Genomic DNA, 20,076 nt, shown 5'->3' with positions numbered 1-20,076 from the left:
TTGCATGGAATCCTTACAACACCGTCTGGCCAGCGCCACCCTCGGCGAGACGCTCGCTGACGTGACTCGCCAGATTCAGGCGAATCCGGCGAATGCTGACCTGCGGGCCGCCTTTGTGCAGCTGCTCTGTCTTTCCGGCAACTGGGCGCGCGCGCAGACGCAGCTGCAATCCTGGCTGGCGTTAAGCCCGCAGGCGCAACCGACAGTTAATCTGCTGCAACAGGCGATTGCCGGTGAATTACAGCGTGACGCGGCGCTGCGTGGCGAAGCCGACCCGGTGCTGCCGGGCAGCGCCTGGCACTGGTGCGACACACTGCTGGCCGCCCTGCAGGCCGAAACGGCGGGTGATGTCGCGCGCGGCAGCACGCTGCGGGCTGAAGCGTTTGAGCTCGCGGCTGCCAATCCCGGCAGCGCAACGCAGCAGGATCAGCCCACCGCATTCAGCTGGCTGATGGATGGCGACAGCCGCTTCGGGCCGGTGTGTGAAGTCATCAGTCAGGGCCGTTATTACTGGATCCCGTTTGCTGCGATTCGTGAGATGCAGTTTCAGGCGCCCGCCAGCGTCACCGATCTGGTGTGGCGTCACACGCGGGTGCAGCTGGTTGATGGCAGCGAGCAGGTGTGCCAGATCCCGGCGCGCTATCCGCTGCTGGCGGCATCTGACGAACGTTTTTTGCGCGCCAGTGCGACCGAATGGCAGCCGCTGGGCGAGGACCCGAATCAGTTCATCGGGCAGGGACAAAAAATGTGGCTCAGCGACAGCGCGGAATTTTCGCTGCTGAGCCTGCAGCAGGTCGCGTTTGACAACGTCGGGTCCGCCGATGAGCAATGATTTTAGCAGCCACAACGACGGCTATGCTCAGCTGCATGGCGGCTTTCACTCACGCAAAAAGCGCGATGCGTTAACCGCCCGCGACAAGCTGCAATCCTCGCTGCTGGATCGCCTGACTGATAACGCGCCGGACAAACAGCAAGAGGCGGAGAACAGCATGCTGATCACGCACAGCACGCTGCGCCGCCACGTACTGCGCGATCTGCAGTGGCTGTTCAACACCATTAACAACGAAGCGCAGCAGGATCTCAGCGGCTTTGACCAGGTGCAGCGCTCAGTCTGGAACTTCGGCGTGGCACCGCTGGCCGGGCAGAACGTCTCTGATATCGAATGGCAGGATATGCAGCGCAAAATGACCAATGCCATTCTGCACTTCGAGCCGCGCATTCTGCCGCAGGGTTTACAGGTGCGCTGCGTCAGCGATCTTGGCTCGCTCAGCCTGCACAACGTGCTGTCGATTGAGATCAAAGGGCGGCTCTGGTGCGTGCCTTATCCGCTGGCGTTTCTGTTCCGCACTCAGGTTGATCTGGAGAGCGGCCATTTCGAACTACAGGATGCAGGGTAATCATGGACAGCAATCTGCTCGACTATTACAACCGTGAACTGGCCTACCTGCGCGAGATGGGGGCGGAATTCGCTGCGCGCTACCCTAAAGTGGCAGGGCGTCTTGGCATGCGCGGTATTGACGTGGCGGACCCCTATGTCGAGCGGCTGATGGAAGGTTTTGCCTTCCTGACGTCGCGCGTGCAGCTGAAGATGGATGCGGAGTTTCCGCGCTTCTCGCAGCGCCTGCTGGAGATGATTGCGCCATCCTATCTCTCGCCAACCCCGTCAATGGCGATCGCTCAGCTGACGCCGGACAGCCGCAAAGGCGACATCACTCAGGGCTTTCGCGTGCCGCGCGGCACCATGATGGATAGCCAGAACCTGAAAAAAACCGGGGTGACCTGCAGCTACACCACCGCACACGATGTGGTGCTGCATCCGCTGCGCATCAGCGAAGCCAGTCTCGGCGGCGTGCCCGGCGATCTGCCCACTGGCGAGCTGAAACTCGGCGGCCTGGGCGCGGCCAGTGCGCTGCGTATTCGCATCAGCTGCGACGGGATCTCATCCCTGAGCCAGCTTAACCTGGACCATCTGATGCTGTTCCTCAGCGGTCCGGATATCCAGGCGCTGAAGCTGCTGGAGCTGCTGATGCAGCACCGGGTCGGCATCGTGCTGCAGTCGGTAGAGAAGCGGCCGCAGCGTCAGGTGCTGACGGACGACGCATTGCAGCAGGAGGGCTTTGCGCCGGAACAGGCGCTGCTGCCCGATGACCTGCGTAACTTCGACGGCTATCGTCTGTTGCAGGAGTATTTCGCCTTTCCGGCACGCTTCCAGTTTATCAGCCTGGGTCAGCTGGCCCCGTTTCTGCGCCGCTGCGACAACGCCATGGCGTTCGATATCATCATTCTGCTCGATAAAGCGGACAGCGCGCTGGAAAGCGTGATCGATCACAGTCATCTGGCGCTGCACTGCACGCCGGTCATTAACCTGTTCCCGAAAACCGCCGAGCGGCTGAAAGTCAGCGACAGCCAGCATGAATATCATCTGGTGGTGGATAACATCCGGCCGCTGGATTATGAGGTGCACTCGGTACAGCGGCTGTTCGCCACCGTAGAAGGCAAGCGGGAAGAGCAGGTTTTCCGTCCGTTCTGGAGCACCTTCAGTGGTGACCAGGGCGATTACGGCGCCTATTTTTCGCTGCGCCGCGAACAGCGCACCCTGTCAGAGCAGGCGCAGCGCTACGGCACGCGCACCGGCTATATCGGTTCAGAAGTCTTTCTGTCGCTGGTCGATGAGCATCATGCCCCGTGGCACGACGAAGTGCGCTATCTCTCCGCTGAGGTGATGTGTACCAGCCGCGATCTGCCGCTGATGCTGCAGCAGGATCAGGGCAACTTCGTGATGCCGGACTCGATTCCGGTGTCAGAGCTGAAGCTGTGCAAAGGGCCGACACCGCCGCGTCCGGCGCTGGCAGAAGGGTTATCTGCCTGGCGGCTGATCAGCCATCTGCAGATGAACTACCTCAGCCTGATGGACAGCAGCGACGGAGAAGGCGCGGCGGCGCTGCGTCAGCTGCTGAGCCTCTACGCCAACCTGGCGGAAGCGCCGGTTGCCCGTCAGATTGACGGCATCCGGCACTGCACGCTCAGCGCGGTTAACCGCCGCGTGCCGGAGCCGGGTCCGGTGGTGTTTGCGCGCGGTGTCAGCATTACGCTGGAAGTCGATGAGCAGGCGTTTTCGGGTGCCAGCCCGTGGCTGTTCGGCAGCGTGCTGGAGCGGGTCTGTGGCCGTCTTGTGGCGCTCAACAGCTTCACGGAGTTCACCCTGAACAGCCAGCAGCGCGGGGAAGTGGGCTACTGGCCGCCGCGCATGGGCCGGAAAGCGCTGATATGAGTGGCGAAAAGGTGATTTCGCTGCCACGGCTCACCCGACTGCCGGATGATTTCTGGCAGCGGGTGATGGCCGCGCCGTGGCGCTACGATCTGTTCCAGCTGCTGCGGCGGCTGGATGCGCAGGGCGGTCAGCGCTATCCGCTGGGCCGTGCGCCGCTGCCGAAGTTCGAATCGGTGCGCATCGGTCAGACACCGTCACTGGCGTTTGCGCCCGCCACCGTCGCCAGCGCCACGCCGCGTGACGAAGCGGGACGTCATGAGCTCTCGATCTACAGCTTTGGTCTGTTTGGCCCCAACGGCCCGCTGCCGACCCATCTGACCGAATATGTGCACGAACGCATCGTGCATCATCAGGATCACAGCCTGTCGGCGTTTGCCGACCTGTTTCACCACCGCGCCACGCTGCTGTTCTATCGCGCCTGGGCCGATGCGCAGCCGACTGTGTCGCTGGATCGTCCCGACGACAGTCGCTTTCTGAACTATCTCGCCTGCCTGGCGGGCATCGGTTTACCGGCGCAGCAGCAGGCCAGCTCGCTCAGCCTTCATGCCCGGCTGATGCTGGTGGGCCACCTCAGCCGTCACGGTCATGATGCCGAAGGGCTGGTGCGCATTCTGCGCCACTACTTTGGCGTGCCGGTCAGGCTGACGCAGAACCTGCCGCACTGGCTGACGCTGGACAGCCGCGATCAGGCCCGACTGGGCGCGGGACGCCATATGCCCCGGCTGGGCGCTTCTGCGTTTCTCGGGGTGGCGGTGCGCGACGTGCAGCACCGTTTTCGCCTGCACCTGGGGCCGCTCAGTGCCGCGCAGTATGCTCACTTTCTGCCGGATGCCCGCGGCGCGCAGGAAGTTCGCGACTGGGTGCGTCACTACCTCGGCATCGAAATGCAGTGGGATCTCAGCCTGATCCTGGCCGCTGACGAAGTGCAGGGTGTGGCGCTGGGTGGCAATGCACGACTCGGCTATACCAGCTGGCTGGGGCACGCGCCGCAGCCGCAACATCGTGAAGATTTTATGTTTGAGGTTGAGGCGGCTTCGCGCTAGCCCAGCCGCTTTCCCTGTTACACAGCCTGCGTCTTTCATTGAAGAGAGCCCCCTATGTCAGAAATCAGCCGTGCCGTACTGTTCGGCAAACTGGATACGCTGTTATTTACCTCGCTGGAAAGCGCCACCGCCTTTTGCAAACTGCGCGGCAATCCCTATGTCGAGCTGGTGCACTGGCTGCATCAGCTGATGCAACAGCAGGATGGCGACTTTCAGCAGGTCATTACACATTTTTCACTGGATGAAAAGGCCCTGACTCAGGACATCGTTGCCGCGCTGGATCGCCTGCCGCGCGGTGCCAGTGCGGTCTCCGACCTCTCCGAGCATATCGACAGCGCCGTCGAGCGCGCGTGGGTTTACGCTTCGCTGAAATATGGCGCGACCCGCATTCGCGGTGGCCATTTGCTGATCGGCATGCTGAAAACCTTCAACCTCGCCAGCGTGCTGAAAGGCATCTCCGGACAGTTCAGCCGGGTCAATGCCGATGCGCTGCTGGCGGAGTTTGACGCGCTGCTCAGCAGCAGCAAAGAAGCGCAGCAGGCGCTGAGCGCACCGGCGGATGCTGCTGGCACGCCACCCACCACCAGTGGCAGTACGCTGGCGCAATATGCACAGGACCTGACGGCGCGCGCCCGTGAAGGCCGTATCGATCCGGTGACCGGACGTGACGACGAAATCCGCCAGATGGTCGATATTCTGATGCGTCGCCGCCAGAACAATCCGCTGCTGACCGGTGAAGCGGGAGTGGGAAAAACCGCGGTGGTCGAGGGCCTCGCCTTACGTATCGCCGCAGGCGATGTGCCCGCGCCGCTGCGTGATGTGCAACTGTGGCTGCTGGACATCGGCATGCTGCAGGCCGGTGCCGGCATGAAAGGGGAGTTTGAAGCGCGACTGCAGGCGCTGATCAATGAGGTGCAGTCCAGCCCGACGCCGATTGTGCTGTTTGTTGATGAGATCCACACCCTGGTCGGGGCAGGCGGTCAGCAGGGCACCGGTGACGCCGCCAACCTGCTTAAACCGGCGCTGGCACGCGGACAGCTGCGCACCATCGGCGCGACCACCTGGGCGGAATACAAAAAGTACATTGAGAAAGATCCGGCGCTGACCCGTCGCTTCCAGACCGTACAGGTGCAGGAGCCGGATGAAGCCAAAGCGATTCTGATGCTGCGCAGTACCGTCAGCGCGCTGGAGAAACATCATCGGGTGCTGTTGCTGGATGATGCGGTCAGTGCGGCGGTGAAACTGTCGCATCGCTACATTCCGGCGCGCCAGCTGCCTGATAAAGCGGTGGCGCTGCTGGATACCGCCTGCGCCCGCGTGGCGGTTAGCCAGGGCGCACAACCCGCAGCGCTGGAAGATTGCCTGCACCGTCTGGCGGCGCTGGAGATTGAAGCGGAGATCATCGAACGTGAAATCCGGGTCGGCCTCGGCGACGCCACCCGCCAGCAGGCGATTGCAGTGCAGCGCGCTGCGCTGGAAGCCGAGCGGGATGAGCTGCAACAGCGCTGGCTGCAGGAGCGTGAACTGGTTGAGACGCTGATTGCGTTGCGCGCCCGCTGTGTCACAGAAGAGGATGCGGCGCTGCGTGAACAGCGCGATGCGACGCAGCAGCAGCTTACTGCGCTGCAGGGCGACACGCCGCTGCTGTTTGCCGCTGTCGATGCAGGCGTGGTGGCTGCGGTGGTCTCCGACTGGACCGGCATTCCGCTGGGCAGAATGGTGAAGAATGAGATCGACGCGGTGCTGAATCTGGCCGACACCCTGAACCAGCGGGTCATCGGTCAGCGTCACGGTCTGGATCTGATCGCCAGACGGGTACGCACCTCGCGCGCGCGCCTTGATAATCCCAACAAGCCGGTCGGCGTGTTTATGCTGTGCGGCCCTTCCGGTGTCGGCAAAACTGAAACCGCGCTGGCGCTGGCGGAGTCGCTGTATGGCGGCGAGCAGAACATTATCACCATCAACATGAGTGAGTTTCAGGAGGCGCACACCGTCTCGACGCTGAAAGGCGCACCGCCGGGCTACGTCGGGTATGGCGAAGGCGGCGTGCTGACCGAAGCCGTTCGCCGTCGCCCCTACAGTGTAGTGCTGCTGGATGAGATTGAGAAAGCCCATCCGGATGTGCATGAACTCTTCTTCCAGGTGTTTGATAAAGGCTGGATGGAGGATGGCGAAGGCCGCCATATCGATTTTCGCAACACCATCATCATTCTGACTTCCAATGTCGGAACGCAGTTAATCAGCGCGATGTGTGCCGATCCTGAACTGATGCCCGACCCCGACGCCCTGAGCACCGCGCTGCGTAAGCCGCTGCTGGAGGTGTTCCCGCCTGCGCTGCTGGGCCGTCTGCTGGTGGTGCCGTATTACCCGCTCAGCGACGCGATGCTGGCGGAGATTGTGCGGCTGCAGCTGGCGCGCATTGTGCGTCGTCTGGCCGAGAACCACGGCATTGAGGCGCAAATCGATGAGTCAGTGGTGAGCCAGATTGTGCAGCGCTGCACCGAAGTCGAGTCGGGCGGTCGCATGGTGGATGCCATCCTCACCAACACGCTGTTGCCACAGATGAGCCAGATCCTGCTGAGCGCCCACGCCCGCGATGAACGCTATCGCCGCGTCGATGTGCGTTGTGAGCAGGGTGAATTTGTCTGCCAGTTCGCGGTTTAAAGCCTGGCTATCAGAGAGTAATTGAATATGTCGGAACATGATCAACCCCTGAATGTCCCCAACGCCTTGCCGCTGGGTTACCGCTTCAATGAGTTTGAAATCAAAGAGGTCATCGGCGGTGGCGGCTTTGGCATCGTCTATCGCGCCTGGGATCATCAGCTGGAACGTGATATCGCCATCAAAGAGTTTATGCCCGCCTCGCTGGCAGTGCGCAGCGATGACCTGAATCTGGTGCTGCGCAGCGAGCGGTTCAGCAAAACCTTTCACGCCGGACTGAACAGTTTTATTCAGGAGGCGCGGCTGCTGGCGCGCTTTAATCATCCCAACCTGCTGCACGTACTGCGTTTCTGGGTGCAGAACGACACCGCCTACATGGGCACGGTGTTCTACAGCGGCACCACGCTCTCCAGCTTCCGCGAACGTAATCCGCAGTCGGTGAATGAGACCTGGATCCGCCGTCTGCTGCCACCGCTGCTGGGGGCGATCAAGACCATCCATGAAGCAGGTTACCTGCACCGCGATATCTCACTGGATAACATCCAGATCCAGAGCAGTGGCGAACCGATCCTGCTGGACTTTGGCTCTGCGCGTAAAACCATCGGCAACCTGTCGGATGAGAGCGAGACCATGCTGCGTCCCGGCTATGCGCCGATTGAGCAGTACAGCGACAACGATGAGAGCGAGCAGGGCGCGTGGACTGATATCTACGCGCTGGGCGCGGTGCTGCATACGCTGATCACCGGTGCGCCGCCGCCGGTCAGCGTGGTGCGCAGCATCGAAGATAACTACCAGCCGCTGGTGCAGCGTCGTCTGGCGGGCTACTCCAGCGCGCTGCTCAGCGCCGTCGATCGCGCGCTGGCGTTGAAACCGGAAGATCGGCCGCAAAGCATTGATGATTTTGCTGCGCTGATGGCGCTGCCGGAACGCGAGCCGGAACCGCTGCTCAGTGCAAAAATCAGCGGACCGGGCACCATGCTGGTGCCGATTGAAGAAGAGGAGGTGATCAAAACCGACTCGAAACTGAAAACATTGCTGGGACATCGCTTTGCACTGCCGGGCCTGGTTGCCGCTGGCGTGCTGGTCGGCCTGTGCGCCGGTCTGCTGATGTCACGCGGTAATGAGCAGACGGCTCCAACTGAGACCGCGCAAAACGCCGCGCCTGCCGTCACCGTCGCGCCGGTTAACCAGCCGGTTGCCGCGCCACCGACCCAGGCTGAAGCTCCGCCAGAAACGGTTGCCAGCACGCCGGTTCAGACTACCGCGCCTGCGCAGACCGCCGCGCGTGAACCCGATCCACAACCGGCACCGCCGCCCGCGCCGGTCGCCCAGGTCTATATCCGTCTGCAGCAGGGTGAGCGCGTTCAGGTGAACGGTCAGCCGCAGGCGCTGGTCCCCGCGGTGAATGGCTTCGCCACGCTGCAACTGGCACCGGGCAACTACACCTTTGCCATCAGCGGCCAGAGTGGCACCCGCGAACAAACGCTGAACATCAGTGAAGAAGGTGTCTGGTTGCTCGATCCACACAGTTAATAGTCAGGGATTACTTATGTTCTCACGCATTACTGCACAGCTGCCGGCGGACGGCCTGCTGTTCCATACGCTTAAGGGCACCGAGACGCTGTCCCGTCCGTTTGTGCTCACCGCCGAACTGCTGGCCACCGACGCGCGCATCGACCGCCACGCCCTGCTGGGGAAGCCGGTGACGTTTACGCTGCCGACCGACGGCCTGATGAACGCGCTGAACCCGCGCTACCTCAACGGCAAAATCACCCGGGTGGCGGTGCGCAGCCAGGAGCTGAGCGGCACCCGCTACGCGGTCTATGCGCTGACGGTCGAGCCGGACCTGTGGCCGATGAAGCGCGACCGCAACCTGCGCATCTTTCAGAGCCAGACGGTGCCGCAGATTGTGCAGACGCTGCTGAAGGAGTACGGGGTCAATGTGGAGACGCGCCTGGCGGGCAGCTACCGGGTGTGGGAGTACTGCGTGCAGTATCAGGAGAGCAGCCTGGACTTTATCAGCCGCCTGATGGAGCTGGAGGGGATTTACTACTTCTTCCGCCACGAGGCGGACAGACACACGCTGGTGCTGTGCGACGCGCCGGACCAGCATCAGGCGTTTCCGGGCTATGAGACCATCGCCTATCACGTCACCCCGTCGGGCGGCGTGGTGACGGAAGAGGGCATCAGCCAGTGGTCGCTGGCGGAGAGCGTGACGCCGGGCATCTACAGCACCGACGACTACGACTTCCGCAAGCCGAACGCCTGGATGCTGCAGGCCCGCCAGAATCCGGCGTCGCCGGTGCCGGGCTCGGTGGACGTTTACGACTGGCCGGGCCATTTTGTCGACCACAGCCACGGCGAGTCCTACGCGCGCATCCGTCAGGAGGTGTGGCAGGCCGAGCACCACAGCGTCAGCGGGTCGGGCACCGCCACCGGCATCGCGCCGGGCTTTACCTTCTCAATCATCAACGCGCCGCACTTCAGCGACAACGGCGAGTATCTGGTGACCTCGGCGAGCTATGACTTCGCCGAGAACGCCTACGCCAGCGGCGACACCGGCGACAGCCGTCACAACATCCACTTCACGGTGCTGCCGTCGTCGGTGACCTACCGCACGCCGCCGGAAACGGCGTGGCCGAAAACGCACGGCCCGCAGACCGCGAAGGTGGTGGGGCCCAAAGGCGAGTCGATCTGGACCGACCGCTACGGCCGGGTAAAGGTGAAGTTTCACTGGGACCGGCTGGCGGAGGGCGACGACACCAGCTCCTGCTGGGTGCGCGTCTCCAGCGCCTGGGCCGGTCAGGGATTTGGCGGGGTGCAGATCCCGCGAGTGAACGACGAAGTGGTGGTGGACTTCATCAACGGCGATCCGGATCGTCCGCTGATCATCGGGCGGGTTTACAACGAGGCGAGCATGCCGCCGTGGGCGCTGCCGGCGGCGGCCACGCAGATGGGTTTTTTAAGCCGGTCGAAGGATGGCACGGCGGACACCGCGAACGCGTTAAGGTTTGAGGATAAGGCGGGTGAGGAACATCTGTGGATACAGGCGCAGAAGAACATGGATACCCATGTTAAAAATGACGCCAGTCATTCAGTCGCCAACAATCACAGCCATTACGCGGGCGGCAATGAGCTCTACCGTGTCGAAACCAACCGTGTCCACGGTGTAAAAGGGGGCGAAGAGCGGCTGACCGGTAAGAGCAAACTCGATGCGGTGGTCGATACCTATGTAGTGGGTTCGGGGACTAAACTTCGCCTTGAATGCGGAGAGAGTGCTATCGAACTGAATGCGAATGGCCAGATTAATATTGTGGGCAAGGGCTTCAATATTTTTGTGCAGGGTGATGGTCATATCACCACCTCTGGCGGCAAACTGAACCTGAACACGGATGGCGCGAAGCCGGGCACAAGCGCACCGGGATCCAGTCATAAACAGAATATCAGCCAGGCCGTAGAGAATCTGTTCCCGCCGAAGCAGAAAGGACAGGCGGCTCCGGCTGCGCCAAAAGCTGCGGCGGCACCGGCGAAAGAGGCGACAACACCAAAAAATGGTGACAATTTTTCAACCATTTCGCCAATAATTTTAAGACATGAAGGAGGCTATGCAAATCGTGCATCTGACAAGGGCGGTCCAACGAACCATGGTATTGCCTGGAATACATGGAAAAAATATTCAAAAGAAGATTTAGGGGTTGAGCCAACATTAGAAAATCTGAAAAAAATCACTCCAGAACAGGCTGAGGTTATTTACAAAAAAAGATATTGGGACCCAAGTGGTTTTAATGACATCCAAGATCCTAAATTAGCTTTAATGTCCTATGACTGGAGCATTACATCTGGAGGGGCCGGAAAGCAGATTCAAAAACTCTTAAATAGCCAATATGGAAAAAATTTGAGTGTTGATGGTGTCATTGGACCTGATACAATTTCAGCTATGAATAGTGTCGAAGATTCAGGCAAACTAACCGATAGTATTGCTGAAATCAGAAAGCAATATTATACTAACCTGACTATATCTGATCCTAAAAACTTACCTAATCTTACCGGCTGGATTAATAGGGTCAATGATTGTCTTGATTTTAAAGGTTAATTAAATGAAAAAAGTTGGATTTAGCTTAGCGGTTTTGTTGTCAACATCTTCATTATCCTTGTTTGCTGCTAGCGACTTTACTGGTCAGTGGAGTGGGCAGGAAAAAAATGATAATGGATCATTATACTCAACGTTAACATTAAAGTTAAAACAGAAAAATAATAACATAATGGGTAGCTATTGCTATGTTACCAGAAGCGGTAATAAAATAGATTGTCCTGATAATGAACAAAAAAATCTCAAAGGTGTTGCAAATAGAAATAATGCTTTGATTGATTTTGATTCTGCTTTTGGTGGGGTAAAAGGTAAAGCAAGTTTAGAAATTAAAGATAATAAAGTTATATGGACGTTAATTAAAGATCCTGAGAATGGTGAGTTCTATGCGCCTAAAAATTACACGCTCGATAAAGAAGTAAATCAGGAGAATTTAAAATCAGATATGAAAGTTTTTTCAACATCTGATTTTACCATTACTTTAGTGAATGGTTGTGGAGGGTTTTATACTGTATGTGATAAAGTTAAATACTTTGGCCTGAGAAATAAAGATGGGAAACAAATCACTCTTGAAGGTAAAACCACGCAGCCTGTTAATTCAAATAAAGCCGACGGAATGATTTTTAAAAATAGCGGTGTAGATTATATTGTGCGCTTTAATCCGCTTGCGTTAAAGGTAATGCAGGGTAATAAAAAACTTGTAGAGCAAAGTGGTAAATGGGAGTGATAATATTTTTCAAAACGCCATTTTTTCTTCAGCTTGAATGATAAGCATAAAGTTAATAAATGTTATGGTGTTTTTTCGGGGTGGTGATGTCTTGCCCCCTCGCACTCATAATTTAATTTTAAATTTATATTAAATTAATTTAATCGCGCTGAATTAGTGAATAAATACAAATTCTCTCTTATTTTTATCACTTACTCCGATAAAATACAGTGATTGTAAAACGTTTTTTCGCCAGTCTTATCTTTGTGCATGTTCTCCTCTTTTTATCCTGCAGTGCAAGGGCCGAATCCAGCACGGGATCGTCCGTTCCAATCCTTAATGAAGGCGATTTTTCCGCTCTGCTGAATTACTATGCTTTCACTCCCGGTAAAACCTGAAGCAACGAAAGTTTTGTACGTGCAGGTAAGACCCTGAGTTCAGTTTTGGCCTAAGACGACCTTGTCAGCTCAATGTTGAATTATAACAAGTGAATATATGGTTCAACCACTACGGTGAAAAATGGTGTTTCATATAACTGGTGGGATCATTATTAAAACGGTTTGACCAAGCGATATACTAATGAAATTGCCGAGTTTTTAAAGTTTTCAGGTGAGTGAAATGAATTTATTTATTAAGTTATTTTTTCTGGTTGTTTTTACAAGTGGCTCAATAGGTGTTGCAGCAGCATCCAATACCCAGTCGTTTTTCTCTCAATATAATAGTCTGAACAATGTTTCAAGTATTTTTAAAGACCAGAAAGTCGTTTCCAGTTTAAAGTCTGTGCTAGGTAGTGAGTATAATAACTTCAGCCAGAATTTTGATGTTTTTGGCGAGCCTCATAAAACAGAGAGTGGTGGTATATTCGTTGAGGGCTGGCTAAAAGATCTTTACCTTGAGCAGGCTTCAGCATTTGTTATACAGTCTGACGGAAAAGTCTATGCTGCATGGATGCTGCCTGAGGATGATAAAATACATTATGTAAGTAATGATCGTGCAAGTAATAATATGCAGGATGATATTGCACTGTGGACAAAACGCTTTGATAAAGATAAGTCAACCACTCCCGATAAGAACCAAAAAGATAGTCAAAAAGATGGCGAGAAAGTTTTTGAGACCGCAAAATTTAAAATCAAAATAACTTCGCTCTGTGCTGCTGGGTCGGAGTGTAATGACGTTAGTTATGAGGGTGTAAGAAAATCAGATGGTGCAGTTGTCAGATTAAAAGGTAAAGCCACGAAAAGTGATTGTGGTCAAGCATCCTGCGCGGTGCTGAGTTATAAATTCCGCAATCATGATGCAACCTATATTATCAACAATGTAATTAGTAACCTTACGGTTGTCGTTAATAATAAAATCGTGCTGTCTGAAGACGGAAAGTGGAAGAATGGTTCCGAGTAATTAAATCACTATTTGATGGTGCGTCATGTATGCGCACCATCAAACACGATGTTTGCAGATTCTATGCAAATGGAGTTTTTTAAAATGGCTCATCTTAAAAGTAAACGTAATTTTCGATTGGGTGTGCTGCTTTCATTTATTTTTTCTTTTCATTCTCACTGTGTAATGGCTGGTAACTCCAGTACTCAACTAAAAAAATCTGACTTTTATGTGATAATAAATCATCATGGTTTAACTTTAGGTGACGATTGGAGCAGTGAAATTCAGAAGCAGGTGGGCGCGCAGATAAGTGAAAACTTCGTTGGCGACGTGCCTGTCGGTGACACCAGCTATAAGTATTACCAGCATAAATATGATGGTTTTGAAATCTACACTGCCAACCTGTTCTGGCAAAAGAAGCAGCGTGGTATCGATAGCTACCTCATTGCACAGATCACCATCAATACGCCTGCGATCAAAACAGCCAGAGGCGTAGAAATCGGTGACAGTCAGGATGTGCTGGTCAGCAAGTATGGTCAGGGCACAGTGGATGAAAGTAACAATCAGCACTGGTTATACTATGACGCTGACAGTAAACGTATTTCTTTCCAGCTTGAGAATAAAAAAATCAGTCATATTATGATGTCGATTAATACGGAGTATTGAAAATATTCTGTGTAAAGCGTAACGCAGAATTAAATCATTTTATATTCCTCTGATGTGAATAGCATTATTAAATATGACAGGATTTTCATGGTCAAAGTTTTATCTTTAATAGCATTTTCATTGCCTCTGGCCGTGTTTGCCAATAACGCATGCCAGATTTTGAGTGATGCTGCTAACGCAAAAGGCGTGCGTTTCGACAATACAGATAATGTCTACAGGGTTGGCGGGTCAGGACGGCTGCAATTTTATTCTGCACCTGATGGCCGTTGTGTAGAGAAAGACGTTTTTGTGGTGCCTGTCAATGAATTATATGCTTGCGTCGAATATGGAAAATATTACAGCGTAATGTATGTGGCTAATGACGGAAATCAGGCTAATGGCTGGGTAGAAAAAGAAAGATTGATTGAATCACACACGGGTATCGCACCCGATTATGATGCAAATAAATAGTTACTCCCTCTGCTGTTAATAACATTACATTTTTACTTTCCCCATATGGATATCTATTATGCATTACCAATTCAATGAAGGCGCCTTTGCGCTTTTTCCTGCTGCCTGGCAGGACACCACCATGAATATTCTCCGCGATGAAGCCAGCGGGCTGGCCTGGGTTGTGAGCCGTGGTGTTATTTCTGAGGGCAGTGATGCGGAAAAAGAGTTTCAGCATCAGTGGGACACATTGCGGAGTCAGATGGGCCATATCCAGCAGACTGAATTTGTACGTTTGATGGCAGGTGTGGATAACACATTACACGCGGTTGAAGTTGAAACCGTATTTGACCGTAACGGGCAGGCAGTGTGGCAGAAACAGCTGGCTACACAGGTGCCTGACTCGAACATCTTAATGATTTTTACGCTCTCAGCCATGCGTCCATTCAATGAAGAAGACGGACAGCGCTGGAGTGCATTTAAACAAAGCCTGAGTCTGAACAATCCACGGAAAGCATAACCTATGGATAACCCTGCTGCCCGCCTGGGCGACGAGATCATTCACTCCAGCATTTTCGCTGATATCACGAGCATTGTTGCGGAAGGTGCGGCCTATGCCGTCATTGGTGCCGCAGTGGGTGCTGCTATCGTCTCGGCAGCGCCCCTGCTAGGTACAGGGGCGGCAGCGGCGAGTGTAGCAGCCGTGGGTAACAGTTGCCTGCTCAGCGGTATTCTGGGTGGTGTACTGGCCAATGCCGTTGGTCTGTCACAAGAGATCAGCAAAGCGGCCGATGGGCTGGGAAACATGATATTCCCGCCGTCACCTGCCGGAGTAATCGCCAGTGGGTCAGTGAATGTCTACGTTAATGGTCTATTAGCCGCACGCGCGGCCGGGATGCTCACGCCCGGCGAGACACCGCCACCGGAGCCACAATCGCCGCAGAGCTTCGCCGACTACGGCGGCATGTTGCTCTCTGCGGTCGGCCAGTTTGGCAGTGCAATGTGGCAGCCCACGGTAGCCTCCGCCGATGCGGGTACCTCTCCGCTGGAGCAGGACAAAGTGGCCTGTGAAAAACACAGTGCACCGCAATATCTGGCTCAGGGGTCGAAAAGCGTCTTCATCAATGGCCAGCCTGCAGTGCGCGCAAAGGATAAAACCACCTGTGACGCCACCGTGAGCGACGATGTTTCCCCCAATGTCATCATTGGTGGTGAAACCGTCACGGTAAGAGAGATAAAAAGCGGCAAGGTGCCAGGTCTGGCCGTGATGATGATCGGCCTTTCCCTTATCCGTGGTCGGCCCAGTCAGATCCTGAAGAATATGCCCTGCGCGCTGGCCAGTGCCGTGGGCGGTATGGCGGCGGACATGGCTATCAATGCGGCCTTCTCGTCGCTGTTTCCGGTTCATGCGGCGACCGGCGTCAAAGTCCTTAATGATGATGCCGAGCGCGATTTTTCCCTTCCCGGACGTTTCCCTCTCAGTTTTCAGCGCAGCTATAACAGTCTGACCCAGCGCACTGGCCTGTTTGGTCAGGGCTGGGCCACGGTGTTTGACAGTTACCTGACGCTGGAAGGGAATCGGGCAACCTGGTTTGATGACAACGGGCGCGAGCTGAGCTTTGACGTTCCCGGGGAAAAAGAGGTGCTCTACAGCATCAGCGAAGGGCTGATGGTGCGGCGCAACGCGTCTGGCGATATCGCCATTGCCGATGACGACGGTGCGGTATGGCGTCTTTACAGGCGCACGGCCGCTGATCCGCAGGTGCTGCGCCTGGCTTCACTGAGCGACGAGTACGGTAATGCGCTGGAGATGGGCTGGGATGAACAGGCTCGCCTGGTGCGTATCCATGACGCGCCGCTGGCAATTGACGTTACGCTGCACTACGACGACAAACAACACGCGCGGCGTCCGACATCAGCCAGCCATTTTGATGGCGATCAGCACTGGCCTCTCACGCGCTGGACCTACAATGATCGGGGCCAGCTTGCCAGCGTTACTGATGCCGCAGGCGTTGTCTCACGACGCTTCCGTTACAACAACGATGGATTGATGGTCTGGCATCAGCTGCCGGGCGGACTGGAAAGCGAATATCGCTGGCAGAAGCTGGATCACTGGCGCGTTGTAGAAAACCGCACCAACAGCGGTGATGGCTGCCACATGCATTACGATCTTGAGGCGGGCATCACGCGCGTGTCGACCTATGACGGTCAGCAGCGCGAACACCACTGGAACGCCGCGGGTCTCATCACCTGTTTTATTGATGAGCGCGGTGAGAAATGGCGTTATGAGTGGGATGAAAACGAACTCCTGACGCGTCGCATCGATCCGCTGGGCAACGCGGTGAGCTTTACCTATGACGATCTGGGCAACCGTGTTGAAAAGAAGGATGCTGACGGTGGTGTGCAGGCGGTGCAATGGCTGTCACACCGTTCGCTGCCCACGGTTGTTGTCGGAGCTGACGGTTCCACAACGAAATACTATTACGATCCCCATCACGGCCTTGAACGTGTTGTTGATGCGCTCGGGCAAAGCACGCTCTATCAGCGGGATGAGTTCGGACTGGTTGTCGAAGAGACTGACGCAGCAGGTAATAGCTACCGCCGTGAGTTTAACGATGCCGGCCAGGTTATCCGTGAAACCGACTGTTCAGGGCTCACCACGCGCTACCGTTATCATCCCCTGGGCTGGCTCAGCTGTGTCATCGCGCCGGATGGTGAAGAAACCCGTTATCACTATGATGCCGCAGGCCGTCCTCTTCAGCTGGAACGTGCAGAAGAATGGGAAGAGCGGTTGCACTGGAGTGAAAACGGAATGCCGCTGGCCTATGAGTCGGCTGATGGCAAACGCAGTGAATTCCGTTACGACAATGTCGGGCGATTGATCGCCAACCGTAATGCGCAGGGTGAGACGGTTCAGCGACGCTGGGACAGCCGTGGCCGGTTGACGGCGCTGCAAAATGAGAACGGCGAGCAGTATCAGTTCGAGTGGGGCGCAGATTCTCTGTTGCTGGCCCAGGTCGGGCTGGATGGCGTTGCCACACGATATGACTATGATGCGGCGGGCCGCACGGTATCACGCACATTTGCCGCCGGACATCCTCAGTCCATTACCCATCGTTACCACTGGAGCTGTGCAGGACAACTGCTGGCGCGGACCACGCCGGAAGGCCAGACGCGCTATCACTACAGCGGAGGGGGTCAACTGGGTAAAGTGTCGCAGCATCTGCCGCTGTCTGACACCGAGTGGAGCCAGCAGGCCGAGCAGGAGATTACCTTTAAGCATGATGCGCTGGGGCGCATTGTTGCTGAACAGGGGGAGCAGGGCGAACTGGCCTGGGAGTATGACGCGCTGGGCAACTGCACTGCCCTGACGCTGCCGGATGGCCGCAACCTGAAGCAGCTTTATTATGGTAGCGGCCATCTGCTGAGCATCGCATTAGACAACCTGCCGGTCACGGAATTTACACGTGACACGCTGCATCGGGAACTCAGCCGGACGCAGGGCGGCCTGACCATGCGCAGTGAGTATGATCGCTTAGGCAGACTGCGCCGCCGTGACGTGTTTAAGGGTGACTCACAGCGACCTGCACCGCGCGTCTGGTCCCGCCGGCGCGACTTCGATTACGGCAACAACCTGATCCGTGAAGAGCGCGACGATAATCCGTTCAGCCAGACATTATGGAACTACGATAACGCCGGCCGGCTGTTGTCTCAGGACGGTGCGCAGCCGGGTAATGAACAGTGGCGCTGGGATAGCGCAGGCAACCCGCTGGATCGCCATAGTGCCGCCCATGTGGTGCATAACCGCGTCACTGAACTGAACGGTATCCGCTGGCAGTACGATATCCATGGCCGTACCACTGAGAAAGATGATGGCCACACCCGCTGGCGTTATCGCTATGATGGTGAGCATCGCCTGACAGACGTCATCTGCGAGCCGCGGGACCGCAATAAGCCGCGCACTAAGGTGAGTTTCCGCTACGATCCGCTTGGGCGTCGTATCAGTAAAACCAGCCAGCAGCTGTTACAGGGCAGGCCGTCCGGGAACGCCGTCACGACGCGCTTTGTGTGGGAAGGCTACCGCCTGCTGCAGGAAATCCACGACGGCACTCCGCTGACCTACGTTTACAGCGACAGCCAGAGCTATGAACCGCTGGCCCGTATTGATGGCGTGGAAAGCCCGGAGATTTACTGGTTCCATAATGCGGCCAACGGAATGCCGGAACTGCTGACTGACGCTGAAGGGCAAAAAGCCTGGGAAGGAATTAACAGCCCGTGGGGCAAGCTGCTGCGTGAATCCAGCCAGCGGATGCCGGTCGTTCAGCAGAACCTGCGTATGCAGGGCCAGTACCTGGACCGGGAAACCGGACTGCACTACAATCTGTTTCGTTATTATGACCCGGACAGCGGACGGTTTATCCAGCAGGACCCGATAGGGCTGGCGGGCGGGATCAACCTCTACCAGTATGCGCCGAATGCGCTGGGGTGGGTGGATCCGTGGGGGTTGAGTAGGTGTCAAAACGAATGGAATGGATTTCAATCTAAATCTAGAGGTGTTTTCAAAACACGTTCAGATGCTTCCAAAGCATATAAATTATGGAAAAATCAAGACTGGCAAAACTTAGAGTCCTTCATGGGGCCTGGAGCATGGCCTCCAAACCGAGGGTTCATCAAAGCAACGCCGATAACGCTGAAAACGGGTGCTAAGATCGATAGATATGGCGGGCGTATCGACAACGGTGTATTCAGTGATCGAGGAACCTTTGTATCCCCTGCTGGAGCATCTTTCGAAAGTCGAGCGTTACCATTGGATACGTTAGGTAGACCATATAAAACATATGAAGTAATTGCACCGGTACATGCAGATGCAGGACCTGCTATCCCCTGGTTTGATCAACCTGGGGGAGGAACGCAATATGAACTATCTAAATCTATCAGCCAACTTTTGGCCGAAAATAAAATTAGAGAGATATGAAATTTATGAGCCTGAAATTTTATAACTTCAAACCTAGAAAAAATCTATATGATGGCAAAGAAGATTTTTTTTATGATTTTTCAGAAAAAGTATATATTCCATTTTTAAATCAAGAGGTCGAATTAAAAAATATAAATGCAAGACCTCTGTGGGATGTCAGCAGTTCTTTAAAAGAAGAGATTGTAAGTAATATTCCCGGAATAAAGGTTTTGACATTTCATGATGATTCGGAACCTTCTTATAAGCATAATAATCTTGATATATATATTTATTCTTGTTTGTTAGAAAGTAACGATATTCATATTGTACTGGCAGAAGGCGAAAGCCAACCTGCCAGATATAAAATCATATTGCTAGGTTTAGTAATAGCTGGATAGTATTTTTGAGGGGTTAAGGCGAGGGGAGTCACTCGCCTTCAGTACTCATCTACACAAATATTTATTAATCTTTCAATAAAAAACTAAGGCAATTACGTGGGTTTTTAATATGTGACATTAGGTCTAGAGAGTCTCAAGACACAACTGAAGCCATTTAAATCTTAATCAGGAAGTTCATCACGTCGTGATCTTTAACGATGTAATCTTAACCTTCCGCACGCATTTTGCCTTCCTCTTACACTCCTTACTTATCCTTACCCTCGATAAGCTGCCAGTATATCCGTGGCGAACTCCACCAAAAGACGAGCCGCATCTAGGGGCTGCTGACCACCCGCAGTGAGTACGGCCGTCTTGGCCGCTTGCATTGATGGGAACTCTTTAACGGCATTGCCCAGCGCCCGTCAATACGCCGCTGGGATTACGACTACCGCAATAACCTGGTGCGGGAATAGCGGAACGATAACTCGCTCGACGGCACAGCTGA

The 20,076-nt window shown here is 55.1% G+C and carries 14 protein-coding genes; all 14 read left to right on the top strand.

Translation table 11 applies throughout. The annotated features are described in order from the left end of the window. Nucleotides 1–4 precede the first annotated feature (4 nt). The 14 genes from ABIB18_RS00290 (at nt 5) to ABIB18_RS00225 (ending at nt 19,592) form a co-directional block, all read left to right on the top strand. Entirely contained in the window at nt 5–832 is an 828-nt protein-coding gene (locus tag ABIB18_RS00290) for a type VI secretion system accessory protein TagJ (protein ID WP_354473453.1), read from the top strand. Beyond that, nucleotides 822–1,397 carry a type VI secretion system baseplate subunit TssE gene (gene tssE, locus ABIB18_RS00285; RefSeq protein ID WP_354473452.1) on the top strand — a complete coding sequence of 192 codons (576 nt, stop codon included), beginning with the start codon at nt 822–824 and terminating at the stop codon, nt 1,395–1,397. The genes ABIB18_RS00290 and tssE overlap by 11 nt, the downstream gene beginning before the upstream one ends. A gap of 2 nt (nt 1,398–1,399) precedes the next feature. Continuing rightward, nucleotides 1,400–3,271, top strand: coding sequence for a type VI secretion system baseplate subunit TssF (gene tssF / locus ABIB18_RS00280; protein WP_354473451.1), 1,872 nt, complete (start codon nt 1,400–1,402; stop codon nt 3,269–3,271). Further along, the gene (gene tssG, locus ABIB18_RS00275) at nt 3,268–4,314 is read left to right on the top strand and encodes a type VI secretion system baseplate subunit TssG (RefSeq protein WP_354473450.1); all 1,047 of its coding nucleotides are present in this window, start codon (nt 3,268–3,270) and stop codon (nt 4,312–4,314) included. The genes tssF and tssG overlap by 4 nt, the downstream gene beginning before the upstream one ends. A 54-nt stretch (nt 4,315–4,368) precedes the next feature. Beyond that, nucleotides 4,369–6,978: a type VI secretion system ATPase TssH gene (gene tssH / locus ABIB18_RS00270; RefSeq protein ID WP_354473449.1), complete on the top strand. Its 2,610-nt coding sequence runs from the start codon at nt 4,369–4,371 to the stop codon at nt 6,976–6,978. 27 nt (nt 6,979–7,005) lie between these two features. After that, the gene (locus ABIB18_RS00265) at nt 7,006–8,508 is read left to right on the top strand and encodes a serine/threonine protein kinase (protein ID WP_354473448.1); all 1,503 of its coding nucleotides are present in this window, start codon (nt 7,006–7,008) and stop codon (nt 8,506–8,508) included. Nucleotides 8,509–8,524: 16 nt separating this feature from the next. Continuing rightward, on the top strand, nt 8,525–11,068 hold the full coding sequence (gene tssI, locus ABIB18_RS00260) for a type VI secretion system tip protein TssI/VgrG (RefSeq protein ID WP_354473447.1): 2,544 nt from the start codon (nt 8,525–8,527) through the stop codon (nt 11,066–11,068). 4 nt (nt 11,069–11,072) lie between these two features. Further along, on the top strand, nt 11,073–11,789 hold the full coding sequence (locus ABIB18_RS00255; RefSeq protein WP_354473445.1) for a hypothetical protein: 717 nt from the start codon (nt 11,073–11,075) through the stop codon (nt 11,787–11,789). 597 nt (nt 11,790–12,386) lie between these two features. Beyond that, a complete protein-coding gene (locus tag ABIB18_RS00250) occupies nt 12,387–13,166 on the top strand; it encodes a hypothetical protein (protein ID WP_346555487.1) in 780 nt (259 codons plus the stop codon). A gap of 84 nt (nt 13,167–13,250) precedes the next feature. After that, nucleotides 13,251–13,811 (top strand): hypothetical protein, encoded by a 561-nt coding sequence (locus ABIB18_RS00245; RefSeq protein ID WP_346555486.1) that lies wholly within the window; start codon nt 13,251–13,253, stop codon nt 13,809–13,811. An 87-nt stretch (nt 13,812–13,898) separates the two neighbouring features. Then, complete coding sequence (locus ABIB18_RS00240) at nt 13,899–14,261, top strand: hypothetical protein (RefSeq protein ID WP_354473444.1); 363 nt, start codon at nt 13,899–13,901, stop codon at nt 14,259–14,261. Nucleotides 14,262–14,319: 58 nt separating this feature from the next. Further along, on the top strand, nt 14,320–14,760 hold the full coding sequence (locus tag ABIB18_RS00235; RefSeq protein ID WP_354473443.1) for a DcrB-related protein: 441 nt from the start codon (nt 14,320–14,322) through the stop codon (nt 14,758–14,760). A 3-nt stretch (nt 14,761–14,763) separates the two neighbouring features. After that, nucleotides 14,764–19,215 (top strand): glycohydrolase toxin TNT-related protein, encoded by a 4,452-nt coding sequence (locus ABIB18_RS00230; protein ID WP_354473441.1) that lies wholly within the window; start codon nt 14,764–14,766, stop codon nt 19,213–19,215. A 5-nt stretch (nt 19,216–19,220) separates the two neighbouring features. Then, the gene (locus ABIB18_RS00225) at nt 19,221–19,592 is read left to right on the top strand and encodes a hypothetical protein (RefSeq protein ID WP_354473439.1); all 372 of its coding nucleotides are present in this window, start codon (nt 19,221–19,223) and stop codon (nt 19,590–19,592) included. Nucleotides 19,593–20,076: the final 484 nt, after the last annotated feature.

The organism is Pantoea sp. UYEF8 (assembly GCF_040546285.1).
GTDB lineage: Bacteria > Pseudomonadota > Gammaproteobacteria > Enterobacterales > Enterobacteriaceae > Pantoea > Pantoea brenneri.
This window is presented reverse-complemented; position numbering and strand designations above follow the sequence as displayed.